The sequence below is a fragment of the Neobacillus drentensis genome, assembly GCF_036966985.1.
Taxonomy (GTDB): Bacteria; Bacillota; Bacilli; order Bacillales; family Cytobacillaceae; genus Neobacillus; species Neobacillus drentensis_E.
The window spans coordinates 592-17,133 of record NZ_JBALSN010000080.1; the positions used below are offsets into that span (position 1 = coordinate 592).

Genomic DNA, 16,542 nt, shown 5'->3' on the forward strand with positions numbered 1-16,542 from the left:
AATGCCACAAGGATTTGGCCAGCAAATGCCAGGAGGCTTCGATCAAATGCCACAAGGATTTGGTCAGCAAATGCCAGGGGGCTTCGGCCAAATGCCAACAGGTTTCCCAATGGAAAGTCCTTCAGGATTTGAGACAGCACAAAATCCAGCTGGCTTTGCGCCATCTCAGGTAATGCCTGGAAGCATGTTCGGAAATCCTGCGATGGGAAATCCGTATGGAATGGGTGTACCGTATGGACAAATGCCATTCGGCTATCCGCAAATGACTGGTCCAATGGGTGTACCTGCTAATTTCGAATCTCCCGAAATGACTGGACCTGGTTCGTTCATGCAGCCACCACAAGGTGTTCCGGTAGGTGGTGGAGGTGATTGCGGCTGTGGAGGGGCTCCGGTAGGAATGCCAACGGGAATGCCGGCACAAATGGCGATGCCGCAGCAAGCACCAATGCCGCAGCAAGCACCAATGCAACAACAGGCACAAATGTTTCAGCGAGAACCAGTGACTCCGAACTTTGAGCCGCCAACCCCGCCAATATACAGTGCACCATATACAGGGCCTGTTAATGCAGCACAGCCTCCTTATATGAATCCATATGGTATGGGTCCGGTGGGAACAAGTCCTTATGGGATGCCAGGTTACCATGATGAGAGCCTTTAATACACCAAATCATAAAAAGGGAGACGATGATTATTTTGATCGTCTCCTCTCTTATTTTCAATCACAGTTCTATGAGCGAATCCTTCAGATGGTTCCGATTCGAAAATTTGTTATTTATTTAAGAACAGATAAAAATACTTACGTTCTAAAAGGGTATCATACCAACAATAGGCTAAGACTCCAAGAAGCCTTTACAGCCACTCTGAAAAAAGAAGGATTTACAAAGACCTATTTATTTTTGACTTCCCCTGTGAGAGAACAGCTGTTTTTTGAAGGAACCTACTTTGGATGTATGGAGTACATACCTCCAAATAAAACGGTATTTTCGTTCCACTCACATAAAAATCGTCAAGAAGGAATTGAGTTATTGGAACAATTTCACCAAACCACGGCATCGTTTGAAGCACGCTATCGAACCTTACTGCCAAAAGGACATCTCATCGAAAAATGGTCGGAACGATTAAATGTATTTTCCAATAATCTTCCCTATATTGACTATTTTATCAATGAGCCAGTAATCAAGGAAATGCTTGCTTGGGCAAACTGGTCACTGGAAGGGATGGAAAATAACCGGAGTTTCTTTCAAACTGAACCCACTCTTATTCTCCATGGGGACGTAGCCCATCATAATTTCTTAAGGGACACAGGGGGACAATTAAATCTTATTGATTTTGATTTAATTAGCATTGGTCCTGCTTCCTTTGATTATTTACAATATGCTAACCGGATTTTACCTTATCTTGATTGGTCGTTCGAAAAACTTTCAAGTCTGAAACAAATAAAGAAATATTTACACGAAGCCGCTTTTTTATATGCATTAGCCTATCCAGCTGATATTTTTCGGGAATGGAATCGAATGATTCGTGAAAAATCTTATATGGACCATATGAAATATAAACAGGTAATGGACTTAACAATCAGTCAGTTTTATGCTAGGAAAAAATTTATTGATCAATTAAAGGAGTTAGTGGACTAAACAAAGTTGGAATTTTCCGTCTGAATGAAATCCCCTCAAAAATAACACCCTATTAATGAGCATGGGTTTTACATGCTCAGGATGTTAATGGAGGGGGTTTTTTCGCTTGAACAAGAAACAGTGGATGATTCCTCTTTCAGCCACATTAATGTTGGGGCTGGCTGGATGTGCAGGTAATAATGATCGTGCAGGCGTTAATGATAACAATAAAAATTCTTTAAATCCGGTCGGATATTACTCCAATGAAAACCACCCAACCTCAAATAATGATTTTTTTAGAGATGACGACGGGGCAATTACGGAAATGATGGATCATTCTCTAGGGGATGAGGATCTAGTTACGAATGAAAACAGAAAAAGGCAGCTTCAAACAAAGGATGGACATGGGAATCCAACGAATCCCACAAAACCTTTAGCTTCTCATGACCGTAATTTCTTCCAACGCGATAATCGCTTTAGTACGAGTGATATGAATTATCACGGTCATCTAAATGTTAATACCAGAAATACTGGGGTGGCTACCGACCCCGACTTTCAAAATAATGTTACAAATAAAATCAGAAACAAGGTAGGTGCGGTTCCGAATGTACAGGCCGTTCGATCCGTTTCCTACGGAAATACGATCATCGTTTCTGTGAATTTAAATAACCATGGTAAAGCTGCAGCTACCAAAAGAGCGATTCAAAAAGCAGTTCAGCCATACGCAAATGGAAGAACGGTAAAGGTCATCATTGATGAGGGAACCCTTGGCCGCGACCGTAACTTTTATAATGATAGTCAGCAGGAAAAGGGCGGAAGATAATTCCTTCAGGGTTGAGGGTAAAGCTATTTAGCTTTACCCTTTTTAACATGTAATGGCGGATAAAAAGGCAAAATAAGGCTAAACTAGTACTGTATAGAATGTTCAATTTTTAACAATAAGAGGTGAGTAGCATGAGGTATCATTGGATGGCATGGTGTAGGTATATGTTCGCCGGAATCGCTGTTCTTCTCTTCATGTTTATTTTTAATGCCGAGGAAATGACCATTCTTGGCTCGGCCGCTCCCATGGATAACCATCAGAAAGAGGAAAAAACTGAACCTCTAAATATGAAGGTTATTTTGGAAAGGGTTTATTTGGATGGGGAAATAAGTCAAGAAGTGGTCAATGAAACAAGCTGGTCCTTGGAGAACTTTTGGGCTAAGTATGACCAATGGCAGCTGATTGACATTGACGGATCGACATTGGTTTTTCAAAAGCAAGTCAATGACATATCACCCCTGCTAAAAGCAAATGGCTTTTTTGGAATTACCGAAGACGGTGTTTTGAGCATATTTAATGGAAAACCAGGCCAATTAAGAATTATACAATCATTTTTTCAAATAGATATTAAGAAGCTGGAAAGCACAAAGCAAGAAGAATTGATTCAAGGCATTCCAATCAAAAATAAGGATCGATATGTAGAAGTTTTAGAGACTTTTAAGCCTTATTCTTTAAAAAAAGAATAGAATTATCAAATAATCAGACTGATGCCGCCCATTCAGCCTGGTTTTTTTTTGAAAATAGAGGTCGATTAGGGTGTTTCTGAAGTTCTAAGAGCGAATTTCAAGTAGTAATGAGCGAATTCGGAGTTTTAATGAGCGAATTTCATAGTTTAATGAGCGAATTCCGCACTTCAATGAGCGAATCTCAAACTTCAATCAGCGAATATCAAACCCCAATCAGCGAATTCCGCATTTCAATCAGCGAATCCCAAACCTCAATCAGCGAATCCATATTCCGAATAGTTTGATGTTTCTCCCAATAGTTATTTTCTATAACTAACTCAAAATTGTATGGTAGAATGAAATACAGTGTAAAACTAGGGGAGAGAATTCAAGTGTACGAATTTATTAAAGGGACCGTCGAATTTGTCGGGCCAGAATATATAGTGATTGAGAACAACGGAATCGGCTATCAAATTGCAACGCCCAATCCGTTTATCTATGCAGGTAAAATGGAAACAATGGTAACAGTGTTTACTTACCATTATGTTCGTGAGGACATCTTCGCCCTCTACGGATTTGAAATAAGAGAAGAGAAAAAGCTTTTTACAAAATTATTAAATGTCTCAGGAATTGGTCCCAAAGGGGCACTGGCCATCCTCGCTTCTGGTGAAGTGCAGCAGGTGGTTACGGCTGTTGAAAATGAAGATGAGAGTTTCCTTGTCAAATTCCCGGGAGTTGGCAAAAAAACGGCTCGTCAAATGATCCTGGACCTAAAAGGAAAATTGCAGGACATTGTTCCAGACTATTTCCCCAATTTATTTAATGCCGACCAACTTGAGCTACATACACAAAAAGGTAATTCAAATTTAGAAGAAGCCATTCTTGCCTTGAAAGCATTAGGTTATTCCGAGAAAGAAATCAAAAAGATAACACCTGAGTTAAGAAAAGAACAAATGTCTACGGACCAATACATTAAAAAAGCCCTGCAGCGGCTTTTAAAATAGGTGATGATTCATGGAAGACCGGATTATATCTAGTGAAGTTAACGAGAGCGAGATGAGCATAGAACAAAGCCTAAGGCCGCAAGTTCTCAGTCAATATATAGGACAAGATCAAGTAAAGGAAAATCTCGATATTTATATAAAGGCTGCAAAAATGCGGAAGGAAACGTTAGATCATGTGCTGCTTTATGGTCCGCCCGGTTTGGGGAAAACGACGCTTGCTGTCATTATCGCGAATGAAATGGGTGTAAATATCCGGACCACTTCAGGACCAGCAATCGAAAGACCCGGTGATTTAGCAGCGATTCTTACTGCACTTGAGCCTGGAGATGTATTATTTATTGATGAAATCCATCGCTTGCAACGGACGATTGAAGAAGTTCTTTATCCTGCGATGGAGGATTTTTGCCTTGATATTGTTATCGGGAAGGGACCAAGTGCGAGGTCTGTCCGGCTTGATCTTCCACCGTTTACTCTGGTTGGTGCGACAACAAGGGCAGGTTCCTTATCGGCCCCATTACGCGACCGGTTTGGAGTTTTAAGTCGTCTCGAGTATTATAAAGAAGACCAATTGAAAAATATTGTCCTGCGAACAGCCGAAGTGTTCGGAACTGAAATCGATGACCTTTCCGCAGCAGAAATTGCTCGGAGATCACGGGGGACCCCGAGGATTGCGAACCGCCTCCTCCGCAGGGTGAGAGATTTTGCCCAGGTAAGAGGGGATGGAACGATTGACCTTGCTCTGGCACGAGAAGCGCTGGAACTCCTTCAAGTCGATAAACTCGGCTTAGACCATATCGACCATAAACTGCTGAAGGGTATTATCGAAAGATTCCGCGGTGGACCCGTCGGCCTGGATACCATTGCAGCTTCAATTGGAGAAGAATCTGAAACGATCGAAGATGTCTATGAACCATACTTATTACAAATTGGCTTTTTACAAAGAACTCCACGGGGCCGAGTGGTAACCTCACTGGTCTATCACCATTTTGGTATGGAGGTTCCTCCCCCGAGATAACATACGTTAGGCTTTGTCCGGTGGAGGGTTTCGCATTTCTTATTAAAAAATAGATTAGGGTGTCATAATATGAAGGTAGATTTATTTGATTTTCATTTGCCGGAGGAATTAATTGCACAGGTACCGCTTCATAATCGGACTGACAGCCGATTGATGGTTCTTGATAAACAATCAGGCGAAATAAAGCATGAAATATTTAAAGATGTGATTGAATATTTGCGTGAAGGAGATTGCCTTGTCTTAAATGATACAAAGGTACTTCCTGCACGTCTTTTTGGTGTCAAAAAAGATACAGGTGCCAAAATTGAAGTGTTACTCTTGAAACAGCTGGAAGGAGATAGCTGGGAGACTCTTATCAAACCCGCAAAAAGAGTGAAAGAAGGGACCGAAATCGATTTCGGCGATGGATTACTTACGGCCGTTTGCACTGGCACCTCGGACCATGGCGGGCGTGTCTTAGAATTCAAATATGAAGGCATTTTTTATGAGGTGCTTGACCAGTTAGGTGAAATGCCGCTCCCACCATACATAAAAGAGCAGCTAGAGGACCGGGATCGGTATCAGACAGTGTATGCGCGTGAACCTGGTTCAGCCGCAGCGCCAACAGCAGGTCTTCATTTTACAGACAGCTTATTAGAAGAGATTAAAGCAAAAGGTGTCCATATTGCCTTTATTACCCTCCATGTCGGACTGGGGACTTTCCGTCCTGTGAGTGTAGATGATGTCTTAGAGCATGATATGCACTCTGAATTTTATATGATGACAGAGGGGACAGCCCGGTTGCTAAATGAGGTTAGGAGTAATGGGGGCAGAATAATTTCAGTAGGGACAACCTCCACTCGCACCCTTGAAACCATTGCCTCAGCAAATGATGGACATTTTATAGAAGGAAGCGGCTGGACAAATATTTTTATTTATCCCGGCTATGAATTTAAAGCCATTGATGGAATGATTACGAACTTTCACTTACCAAAATCAACCTTGATAATGCTTGTCAGTGCGTTAGCAGGCAGAGAACATGTGTTACATGCCTATCAAACTGCTGTAGCTGAGCGGTATCGTTTTTTTAGTTTTGGTGATGCGATGTTGATCATCTAAGGATTGCATTAGGAAGGAGACAAAATATTGACTGCTATTCGTTATGAATTAATTAAGACATGTAAACAAACGGGGGCCCGGCTTGGCAGGGTCCATACCCCGCACGGATCATTTGATACTCCTGCATTTATGCCTGTTGGTACACTTGCTACTGTAAAAACAATGTCACCCGAAGATCTAAAGGAAATGGGTGCAGGAATCATCTTAAGTAACACCTATCATCTATGGCTCCGACCTGGACACGAAATTATTAAGGAAGCGGGCGGATTACATAAGTTTATGAACTGGGACCGGGCAATCCTTACCGATTCAGGTGGATTTCAGGTATTTAGTTTAAGTGAATTCCGTAAAATTGAAGAAGAAGGAGTCCATTTCCGCAACCATATGAGTGGTGAAAAATTATTTTTATCACCAGAAAAGGCGATGGAAATTCAAAATGCCCTTGGCTCCGATATTATGATGGCCTTTGATGAATGCCCGCCATTTCCTGCCACATACGAGTATATGCAAAAGTCTGTGGAGCGAACATCACGCTGGGCGGAGCGTTGTTTAACAGCGCATAACCGACCAAATGACCAAGGCTTATTTGGAATCGTTCAAGGTGGAGAATATGAGGAACTTCGCAAACAGAGTGCGAGAGACCTTGTTTCCTTAGACTTTCCAGGATATGCTGTTGGAGGTTTGTCTGTTGGTGAACCAAAAGATGTCATGAACCGTGTCCTTGAGTTTACGACACCATTGTTACCAACGAATAAACCACGTTATTTAATGGGAGTGGGATCGCCAGACTCGTTAATTGACGGCTCGATTCGTGGAATTGATATGTTTGACTGTGTATTGCCAACACGAATTGCCAGAAATGGAACATTGATGACAAGCACTGGCCGTCTTGTCGTGAAAAATGCACAATATGCGCGTGATTTTGGCCCGCTTGATGAAAATTGTGATTGCTACACTTGCCGAAATTACAGCCGTGCATACATCCGCCACTTAATTAAATGCGATGAAACGTTTGGAATTCGCTTAACGTCTTACCATAATCTCTATTTTCTGTTAAGATTAATGGAGAAAGTCAGACAAGCTATTATGGAAGACCGGCTTGGTGATTTTAGAGAAGAATTTTTTGAACGTTATGGTTTTAATAAGCCGAACGCGAAAAATTTCTAATAGATGTATATTGAAAGGAGGGAAACAGGATGTCTGGAGGAATTGGTACAATCATTCCATTAATATTAATGTTTGTGTTATTTTATTTCCTATTAATTCGCCCGCAACAAAAGCGCCAAAAAGCGGTTCAGAAAATGCAAAACGATTTAAAAAAGGGTGATAAAATCGTCACGATTGGTGGACTACATGGTTTTATAGATTCAATTGATGATAATAAAGCCGTTATTAAATGTGGTGACGGAAGCCGTCTTACATTTGACCGTAATGCTATTCGTGAAGTCACTGCTGATGCAGGCGAAAGCGTTAACCTTTCAAAATAATAACAAACAAAAAAGGAAGCCGCGGTGTCGGCTTCCTTTTTTTTAGATTATGCAGATCTTCGAGAATTGTTTGTAGAAATATTTACCCCTAAAATACCACCCATCATCGCAATTAATGTGTAGCAAGTATGATAAACTACTTGTTCGGCATTAAACAAGCGATCATATCCTAGGTACTGGAACAAAAAAACTATGACGGAGTAGATTATCCCAGTTACTCCCCCAATAAGCCAGCCCTTTTCTTTTCTTTTTCCTCCAGATAAAAAACCGCCACCGAATAGACCGATAAATGATAATGCTGTAATTACGTATTGGAGTGATACCTCACGTGCAGACGTGAACCTAAGGATAAACGCAAATATTAGGCTGCTAATTACAGCAAAAACGAGAATAAAAATTAATCCGTACAGAATGGAAGTGCCAAAGCTTTTCGATTCGATTTTAACTCTCCCCCTTCAATTGCCCTCTAGGCTGGCATTTATATAAACGCTTTAGTGCCAGCACCTAGTAAAGTTTCTTCCTAGTACAAGCGTATTCGTGGAAGGAGAAAAGTAGAATAAATTTTATAGGTTTTTTTAAATGGAATAGGGTGTTGGTATTTTATTCCGCTAATTTTTCACTTTAAAATGCAAACAATATCGTTGAATGTATAAAAAGGGGCGACAGTTATGGAAGAATATGTGACGATTGTGTATCGAACATTGTTTTTTTATGTACTTATCCTAGTTATTTTTCGTGTAATGGGGAAAAGGGAAATTGGAGAATTAAGTATTCTGGATCTCGTTGTTTTTATCATGATTGGTGAAATGGCTGTTGTTTCAATCGATGAACCAAAGGATCCTTTGATTTATACAGTTGTGCCCATGATTTTACTAATGCTCATTCAAATACTTCTAGCACTCATTTCTTTAAAGAGTAAAAAATTTCGTAATCTCATTGATGGGCAGCCAAGCATTATTATTAATCGGGGGAAAATTGATGAGAAGGCGATGCGGAAGCAGCGGTACAATTTTGATGATTTAATGACACAACTCCGTGAAAAGGACATTCGCAGTATTGCTGACGTTGAGTTTGCAATTCTTGAATCCTCCGGTAGTTTGTCCGTCATTGAAAAGTTAAAGAATGATAACGCAGAATCTCAGCAAGGTGATATTACAATCCCTTTAATACTAGATGGAAATATTGATGATGAAAATTTAATAAGAATTAATAAAACAAATCTCTGGCTGCGGCAGGAGTTGAAAAAACAGGGTTATCGGGATGTTAAGAAGATCTCTTTTTGTAGTTTTGAAAACGGAAAGTTCTTTATCGACTTAAAGGATGAATGAACAAAAGACACGCGCGTGCGTGTCTTATTTCTTTAGGCAAATATGTTTCCAATCCAAGGAATTCGTTTTAGTTCATCCCTTTTTATTAGACCTAACATAAGTACCAATACAATATATGAACTGCCCATGGCTAGTAATGATAGTAGGACTCTTATGGTTAACGGTTCATTAAGGATTAGGTGTGCAAATGACCAATAGCCAAGCCAGCCAGACCCACCCATAACAAGAAATCCCTTTACATAATCACGAACATAAAATGAAAAGGAAATCTTTTTTAATACCGTAGCAAAGTGAAGAACGGTGACTAAAACAAAGCCGACAAGAATCCCAATTGCCACCCCATTAATACCAAAGGAAGCTTGGGATGCTAGTAAAAAGATGACTGCTGTTTTAACGATGGCACCAATCAGACTATTAATCATAGCTGCCCGGGCAAGGTTCAATGCCTGCAAAACTGCCTGTAATGGTCCTTGATAGTAATAAAAGAGGAAGAACGGAGCCATCAACCGGATAAAATAAGAGCCCTTTGCTGAGCCGTACATAAGTTGCATTAATGGGTCAGCCAATACGTAGAGAACAACAACGGCCAATCCACCGGATAAGAAGGCAAACCTTAAAGCTTGCTGTAATCGGTATTCAATTAATTTTTTGTTGTTTTGGGTATTGGCTTCACTAATCGCAGGGACTAGTGAAGTGGCCAATGAAAAAGTGATGAAAGACGGTAACATCAATAGCGGCATGGCAAAACCGGTTAGGGCACCATATTGTTTGGTAGCTTCGACGGTGACGACACCTGCGAGGGCTAAGCTATGAACAACAACAATTGGTTCAAAGAACCATGCCACGGACCCAATCATCCGGCTTCCCATAGTCGGCAGGGCAATATCCATTAAGTCTTTAAATGTTTGTTTCCCACTGTGAACAAATTGAAAGAATTTTTTCCGGAGCCTAAAACGTTTTTTTAATTTAAAGGTAGTCATTAAATAAATGAGTGAGACAAGTTCACCGATCACCGAAGCGATCATGGCAGCAGCGGCTGCATATTCGATTCCATATGGTAGGAACGCACTTGTCATCACGGCTATCAGGGAAATACGTACGAATTGTTCTAAAATTTGTGAGATTGCAGACGGACGCATCTGTTGTCTTCCTTGAAAGTATCCTCGCAGCACCGAGGAAATCGCAATCACGGGAACGACTGGAGCTATGGCAATTAAAGGATAAAAGGTTCGTGGGTCCGTAAACAATGTTTTCGAAAGCAGTGGTGCAAGTAATAATAGTGCCGGGGTAAAAATAAGTGACAATGAAATCGTTATCGCCAAGGAAACAACAAGAATTTTTTTAATCTCTGCAAAATTTCCTTTCGCTTCTGCCTCAGCTACATTTTTTGAAATAGCCACAGGCAGTCCCATCTGAGTAAGTGTCACTACAAGGATAAACGTAGGAAACGCCATCATATAAAGGCCCACGCCTTCTTCTCCTATACTTCGAGCTATAACAATTCGATTTATGAAACCAAGGACTCTTGTGATAAGGCCTGCGATTAATAGGATAAAGGTCCCTTTTAAAAACTTCGACATGCGGATTCCCACCTTCTCAAATAAGAAGAATTCATATACAATTAACTATATGCGTAAGGGTGGACAAAGCATGACAAGTTGTAACAGCTTTTTGGCAAGGTTCAATTAAAGGGGAGATTTTCCAAGGAGGCAGTCGTAATGGATGAAAGTCACAGATTCGAACATTTTCGCCCCCAGGTCCAGCCGGCCGTAGCGAGTAAACTTTTAGAGTTTCAGCTGCTAGGGCTTGATTCGGTATCAGAGCAGGAACTTTGGGATTTTTTAATTAAGAAAAAGTGGAAAAAAATCAAGGAAGATATGAAACTGTACGAAATAATCCAAGAAATACTGTCTGTTAAAGCAAGTGATTATCTCAATTTTGCGACGATAGAGGCCTATAAAGCTTCTGAGTTCTCCATGGATGATGAAGATGAATTAAAGGAACTGTTAAAATAGAAATACTATATATGTTTGATATTATTGTAAATTGACAGCCAATCCATCTTCTTTCATAATGAAGGAAGTGACTTTTTTCTTATTTTTATATAAGGATGAGACGGAACAGTGCTGATGCACATGCATTAAGGAGGAACAATACATAATGGTAAAGCGTAGTAGAATCGTTGCTTTCTTGCTTGTGGTCCTAATTATCGGAAGCACAATGGGAGCAACTACCAAGAACATATTAAACAATATTAAACTCGGGCTAGACCTGCAAGGTGGATTTGAGGTCTTGTACGATGTTAAACCAGCGAAAAAAGGACAAAAAATTGATAAAGAAGTAATGGCTAGCACAGCTGAAGCACTTGACAGACGGATCAATGTCCTTGGTGTAAGCGAACCGAATATTCAAATTGAGGGGAATAACCGTATTCGTGTTCAACTAGCTGGGGTTACCGATCAAAACCAAGCCCGTGAGATTTTATCTACCCAGGCAAATCTAACTTTCCGAGATGCTAATGATAAATTGATGATGGATGGCTCTGACTTAAAACAAGGCGGTGCTAAGCAAACCTTTGATGAAACTGGAGCTCCAAGCGTTTCCCTAACATTAAAGAGTGCGGACAAATTCCGTAAGGTGTCCGAACAAATTATGAATATGGCTCCAAATAATGTCCTTGTTATTTGGCTTGATTTTCAAGAAGGAAAAGACTCTTTTAAAGAGGAAGTAACAAAAGAGAACCCAAAATACTTATCAGCACCAACAGTAAAACAAATTTTTAATCAAAACACCGTTTCGATCGTTGGTAGTTTCACAACTGAAGAATCGCAAACTTTGGCTTCGCTTTTAAATGCTGGGTCGTTACCAGTTAAGCTTGATGAGGTATACTCCACTTCGGTTGGGGCTAAGTTCGGGGAACAGGCATTAAATGATACGGTTATAGCTGGAATCATTGGTGTCATTATTATTTATCTGTTTATGATTTTCTATTATCGTTTTCCAGGACTTATTGCAACCGTTACATTAACTATTTTTACTTATCTAGTTTTATTAATTTTCGATTGGATGAATGGTGTTCTTACTTTACCGGGAATTGCCGCGATTATTCTCGGAATCGGTATGGCAGTTGATGCCAATATTATTACTTATGAACGGATTAGAGAAGAACTAAAGGTAGGCAGAAGCATTAAATCTGCATTCCAAGCTGGTGAGCAACATGCATTTACAGCCATTTTTGACGCAAACTTAACGACAATGTTAACAGCGGGTGTTTTATTCTTTTACGGGACAAGTTCTGTAAAAGGCTTTGCAACTATGTTACTTGTGAGTGTACTTATGAGCTTTCTTACCAATGTTTATGGTGCAAGGCTGTTACTAGGGTTATGGGTCCACAGTGGTTTATTAAATAACAAACCAGGATGGTTTGCTGTACGCAAGTCCCAAATTAGATCTATTAATGAAAATATAGATACAACCGAACTGCCGACTCGATTTGATAAAATTGATTTTGTTAAACTTAGGAATAAAGTATTCATCCTATCGGGAGTTCTCATTGTTGCTGGAATCATTGCTATTTCGATATTCCGTATGAATTTGGGGATTGATTTTTCAAGTGGTACACGTGTAGAGGTTCAATCAAAAACACCTTTAACAACTACTCAAGTTGAAAATGCTTTTACGAAACTAAATTTAACACCAGATGATGTTGTCATTTCTGGTGAGAAAAAGGAAATTGGGGCAGTCCGAATGATTGGGGTACTGTCAAAAAATGAAATTGCCACTTTAAAAGCAGATTTTAAAAAGCAATTTGGCTATGAGCCGAATGTTAGCACTGTTTCTCCTACTGTTGGAAAAGAACTAGCGAAAAATGCCTTTTTTGCTGTCTTGTTTGCATCAATCGGTATTATTCTCTACGTTTCGATTCGATTTGAAGCATATATGGCAATCGCAGCGATTGCGGCCATCCTTCACGATGCCTTTTTTATGATTGCTATTTTTAGTATTACAAGACTTGAAGTCGATTTAAACTTTATCGCAGCAATCTTAACTATTATTGGGTACTCAAACCATGATACGATTGTTACTTTCGACAGAGTTCGTGAGAATATGCAAAAGAAAAAACGGCTTAAAACAGTTCAGGATATTGCTGATGTGGTAAATGTAAGTATTCGTCAAACATTAACTCGGTCATTTAACACTGTTTTAACCGTCCTTATTACGGTAGTATGCTTAATGATTTTTGGAAGCCCGTCGATTTTTAACTTCTCCATCGCATTATTTGTTGGATTAATTGTTGGTGTATACTCTTCCGTCTTTGTCGCAGGTTCTTTATGGTATGTTATGAAATGTAAAGAACTGAAAAAGAAGGGCGTTATTAAAACGGTAAAAGAAAAAAGAAAATATTCTGATCAACCACAAGTATAAATTTTTGAAACAAACCGCAGACCCTCTGTGGTTTTTTCTTTTCATTGAATCCTGTCCTGCACTCCTGTATAATGAGAAAGTCTGAGGGGTGAACATACACATGTTAAGTTCGAAAACTAGATGGATTGTTCGGAAATCCGATGAGCAACTTATTAAAAAGCTTGAAACTGAATTAAAAATTACGCCTCTTGTCGCTTCACTGCTTGTTAATCGTGGCTTTGATACCGTTGAATCAGCGCGGTATTTTTTATTTGGAAAGGAAGAGTTTCACGATCCTTTTCTTTTAAAAGGGATGGATATAGCAGTTAATAGAATTCGTCAAGCCATTGAACAACAAGAGCCGATTCTTATATACGGTGATTATGACGCGGATGGAGTCAGCAGTACATCCGTATTAATGATTACACTGCGTGATCTTGGTGCCAATGTTCAATTTTATATCCCTAACCGTTTCACGGAAGGTTATGGTCCAAACGAGACTGCATTCCGTCGTGCTGCGGAAAACGGAATAAAATTAATTATTACTGTGGATACTGGAATATCAGCTGTCCATGAGGCAGCCATTGCCGAAGAGCTGGGATTGGATCTAATTATTACTGATCACCATGAACCAGGGCCAGTTTTACCAACGGCACTTGCAATTATCCATCCAAAGCTCCCTGATAGTACCTATCCGTTTCGTGAGCTGGCTGGAGTAGGTGTAGCCTTTAAATTAGCCCATGCCCTCTACGGAGAAGTGCCAGAGCATTTGTTAGAAATTGCTGTGATAGGAACGATTGCTGATTTAGTCTCTCTCAAAGATGAGAATCGACTGATTGCTAAAAAAGGACTTGAAAAGTTAAAAACAACCAAAAATATTGGCCTGAAAGCCATATTAAAACTGGCAGGGGCTGATCCCCTGTCAATAAATGAAGAAACGATTGGTTTTACTCTCGCGCCAAGGATTAACGCCGTTGGCCGTTTAGAAGATGCTGACCTTGCCGTCCAGCTAATCTTAACAGATGATCCAATCGAGGCAGAGCACTTGGCAGCGGAAATGGATGACCTTAATAAGTCCAGACAGTCAATTGTTAATGCGATTACGACTGAGGCAATGGAAGAGGTTGAAACGCACTTTCCAATTGCAACCAATAAAGTTCTTGTCATCGGTAAGGAAGGCTGGAATGCTGGTGTCATAGGTATTGTCGCCTCCAGGCTGGTTGAAAAGTATTATCGGCCGGTGATTGTTTTAAATTTTGACCCGGAAAAGGGAGTTGCAAAGGGTTCTGCCCGTAGTATTGCTGGATTTGATCTCTTTAAGAATTTATCAACCTGCCGTGACATTCTGCCTCACTTTGGCGGGCATCCAATGGCAGCAGGAATGACCTTAAACCTAGAGGATGTTGCTGAACTTCGCACACGGTTAAATACACTGGCAGAAGAGCAGCTTACCGATGAAGATTTTATTCCGGTGACCTATCTTGATGAGGAAATTCAACTTGAGCATGTTAGTTTATCATCATTAGATGAGATGAGTCTTTTAGCTCCTTTTGGTATGGACAACCCAAAGCCAAAGGTTTTAATAAATAATGTTGATATATCAAGTATCAGAAAAATTGGCAGTGAGCAAAACCATTTAAAGCTCCTTGTAAAAGAAAAGGATGCAAATCTGGATGGGGTCGGTTTTGGGTTAGGCCACTTGGTGGACCATATCTCACCTGCATCAAAAATTTCATTAATTGGAGAATTATCAGTCAACGAATGGAACAATATACGTAAACCACAAATTTTTATCCATGATGTCGCAGTAGAGTCATGGCAATTATTTGATTATCGAGGACAAAAGCGCCTAAACAGTCTTTCGAATACAGTCCCAGTAGAAAACCGGAAATTTATAATCTTTAATGAAGAGCATCTTGGAAAAATAAACCCTAATTTGATGGCCGAGACCACTCTAATTCAGGATATAGAGGCAGCAAAATCTTTCGATGGGAAAAAGGCGAATATTGTTCTGGTTGATTTTCCCTCATCAAAAGAGATTCTCAAGGTTTTATTTAAAGGAAAACAACCTGCAAGGATTTATGCTTATTTTTATAAAGAATCTAGTGATTTCTTCAGCACGGTTCCGACGCGTGATCATTTTAAATGGTTTTATGCTTTCCTCTTAAAGAAAGGGCCAATTGATCTTAGACGTAATGGTGATGACCTTGCTAAACATCGCGGTTGGTCACAGGAAACCATTAACTTTATGTCAAAGGTGTTTTCTGACCTAGATTTTGTTACAATAAACAATGGATTTATCACTTTAAAAACTGGAGCGCAAAAGCGTGACTTAACGGACTCTCGAACCTATCAGTTAAAACAAGCACAATATGAACTTGAAAGAGAGTTATTGTTTTCGTCCTTTCAAGAATTAAAAGGCTGGTTCGATCAAGTAATTCAAGAGTCGGTTGAATTTGAGGAGGCAATTACAGAATGGACTTAAAGGAATTTATTACAATTGTGCCTGACTGGCCAAAAGAAGGAATTAAATTTAAAGATATTACTCCTTTGATGAATAATGGTGAAGCATATAAATATGCAACTGACCAAATCGTTGCATACGCGAAAGAACGTCAAATTGATCTAATTGTTGGACCTGAAGCCCGTGGTTTCATTATTGGCTGTCCTGTGGCTTATGCCTTAGGTATTGGCTTTGCCCCTGTTCGTAAAGAAGGAAAGCTTCCTAGAGAAACCATTAAGGTAGGTTATGGTCTTGAATATGGGAAAGATATTCTAACCATCCATAAAGATGCTATTAAGCCGGGGCAACGCGTCCTTATCACGGATGATTTGTTAGCTACTGGTGGAACAATTGATGCTACGATTCAATTAGTGGAGCAGCTTGGCGGTGTAGTTGCCGGTATTGCTTTCCTTGTTGAGTTAAGCTATTTAGAAGGCAGACAAAAACTTGATGGTTATGATGTTTTAACATTAATGCATTATTAAACCATTAGTGAGGGCACTCGAAGCGCGAGTGCTCTCTTTATATAATTAAAGACTATGATAGAGGCTATTTTTAATTTTTACCACACTGTTGATTGGAGTGGAAGGCGCGAAGACTCC

Annotated in this window: 15 protein-coding genes and 1 pseudogene; 14 read left to right on the plus strand and 2 right to left on the minus strand. The window is 39.9% G+C overall.

The annotated features are described in order from the left end of the window. From V7659_RS05835 to yajC, 9 genes and pseudogenes are all read left to right on the plus strand, one after another. Positions 1-658: pseudogene (locus tag V7659_RS05835) on the plus strand (hypothetical protein); the annotation flags it as partial. Beyond that, on the plus strand, positions 642-1,634 hold the full coding sequence (locus V7659_RS05840) for a phosphotransferase (protein ID WP_335538762.1): 993 nt from the start codon (positions 642-644) through the stop codon (positions 1,632-1,634). The pseudogene V7659_RS05835 and the gene V7659_RS05840, both read left to right, overlap by 17 nt. A 106-nt stretch (positions 1,635-1,740) precedes the next feature. Next, positions 1,741-2,436: a YhcN/YlaJ family sporulation lipoprotein gene (locus tag V7659_RS05845; RefSeq protein WP_335538764.1), complete on the plus strand. Its 696-nt coding sequence runs from the start codon at positions 1,741-1,743 to the stop codon at positions 2,434-2,436. A 131-nt stretch (positions 2,437-2,567) separates the two neighbouring features. Next, positions 2,568-3,122 (plus strand): intercompartmental signaling factor BofC, encoded by a 555-nt coding sequence (locus tag V7659_RS05850; protein ID WP_335538765.1) that lies wholly within the window; start codon positions 2,568-2,570, stop codon positions 3,120-3,122. A gap of 371 nt (positions 3,123-3,493) precedes the next feature. Further along, positions 3,494-4,105: a Holliday junction branch migration protein RuvA gene (ruvA, locus tag V7659_RS05855; RefSeq protein ID WP_335538767.1), complete on the plus strand. Its 612-nt coding sequence runs from the start codon at positions 3,494-3,496 to the stop codon at positions 4,103-4,105. Between the two features lie 10 nt (positions 4,106-4,115). Next, positions 4,116-5,120: a Holliday junction branch migration DNA helicase RuvB gene (gene ruvB, locus V7659_RS05860; RefSeq protein WP_335538768.1), complete on the plus strand. Its 1,005-nt coding sequence runs from the start codon at positions 4,116-4,118 to the stop codon at positions 5,118-5,120. A gap of 69 nt (positions 5,121-5,189) precedes the next feature. Continuing rightward, a complete protein-coding gene (gene queA, locus V7659_RS05865) occupies positions 5,190-6,218 on the plus strand; it encodes a tRNA preQ1(34) S-adenosylmethionine ribosyltransferase-isomerase QueA (protein ID WP_335538769.1) in 1,029 nt (342 codons plus the stop codon). A gap of 27 nt (positions 6,219-6,245) precedes the next feature. Then, entirely contained in the window at positions 6,246-7,385 is a 1,140-nt protein-coding gene (gene tgt / locus V7659_RS05870) for a tRNA guanosine(34) transglycosylase Tgt (RefSeq protein ID WP_335538770.1), read from the plus strand. 29 nt (positions 7,386-7,414) lie between these two features. After that, on the plus strand, positions 7,415-7,705 hold the full coding sequence (gene yajC / locus V7659_RS05875; protein ID WP_144547794.1) for a preprotein translocase subunit YajC: 291 nt from the start codon (positions 7,415-7,417) through the stop codon (positions 7,703-7,705). Between the two features lie 47 nt (positions 7,706-7,752). Here yajC and V7659_RS05880 read toward each other — a convergent pair whose 3' ends face one another. Next, positions 7,753-8,145: a TIGR04086 family membrane protein gene (locus V7659_RS05880; RefSeq protein WP_335538786.1), complete on the minus strand. Its 393-nt coding sequence runs from the start codon at positions 8,143-8,145 to the stop codon at positions 7,753-7,755. Positions 8,146-8,373: 228 nt separating this feature from the next. Between V7659_RS05880 and V7659_RS05885 the strand changes: the two genes are divergently transcribed. Beyond that, positions 8,374-9,033, plus strand: coding sequence for a DUF421 domain-containing protein (locus V7659_RS05885; RefSeq protein ID WP_335538772.1), 660 nt, complete (start codon positions 8,374-8,376; stop codon positions 9,031-9,033). Between the two features lie 32 nt (positions 9,034-9,065). Here V7659_RS05885 and spoVB read toward each other — a convergent pair whose 3' ends face one another. Beyond that, the gene (gene spoVB, locus V7659_RS05890) at positions 9,066-10,613 is read right to left on the minus strand and encodes a stage V sporulation protein B (RefSeq protein ID WP_335538773.1); all 1,548 of its coding nucleotides are present in this window, start codon (positions 10,611-10,613) and stop codon (positions 9,066-9,068) included. 138 nt (positions 10,614-10,751) lie between these two features. Between spoVB and V7659_RS05895 the strand changes: the two genes are divergently transcribed. The 4 genes from V7659_RS05895 (at position 10,752) to V7659_RS05910 (ending at position 16,425) form a co-directional block, all read left to right on the plus strand. Further along, entirely contained in the window at positions 10,752-11,048 is a 297-nt protein-coding gene (locus tag V7659_RS05895; RefSeq protein ID WP_335538775.1) for a post-transcriptional regulator, read from the plus strand. Between the two features lie 145 nt (positions 11,049-11,193). Continuing rightward, positions 11,194-13,458 carry a protein translocase subunit SecDF gene (secDF, locus tag V7659_RS05900; protein ID WP_335538777.1) on the plus strand — a complete coding sequence of 755 codons (2,265 nt, stop codon included), beginning with the start codon at positions 11,194-11,196 and terminating at the stop codon, positions 13,456-13,458. 100 nt (positions 13,459-13,558) lie between these two features. Further along, the gene (gene recJ, locus V7659_RS05905; RefSeq protein WP_335538779.1) at positions 13,559-15,922 is read left to right on the plus strand and encodes a single-stranded-DNA-specific exonuclease RecJ; all 2,364 of its coding nucleotides are present in this window, start codon (positions 13,559-13,561) and stop codon (positions 15,920-15,922) included. After that, on the plus strand, positions 15,913-16,425 hold the full coding sequence (locus tag V7659_RS05910; protein ID WP_335538780.1) for an adenine phosphoribosyltransferase: 513 nt from the start codon (positions 15,913-15,915) through the stop codon (positions 16,423-16,425). The genes recJ and V7659_RS05910 overlap by 10 nt, the downstream gene beginning before the upstream one ends. The last annotated feature ends 117 nt before the right edge of the window (positions 16,426-16,542 follow it).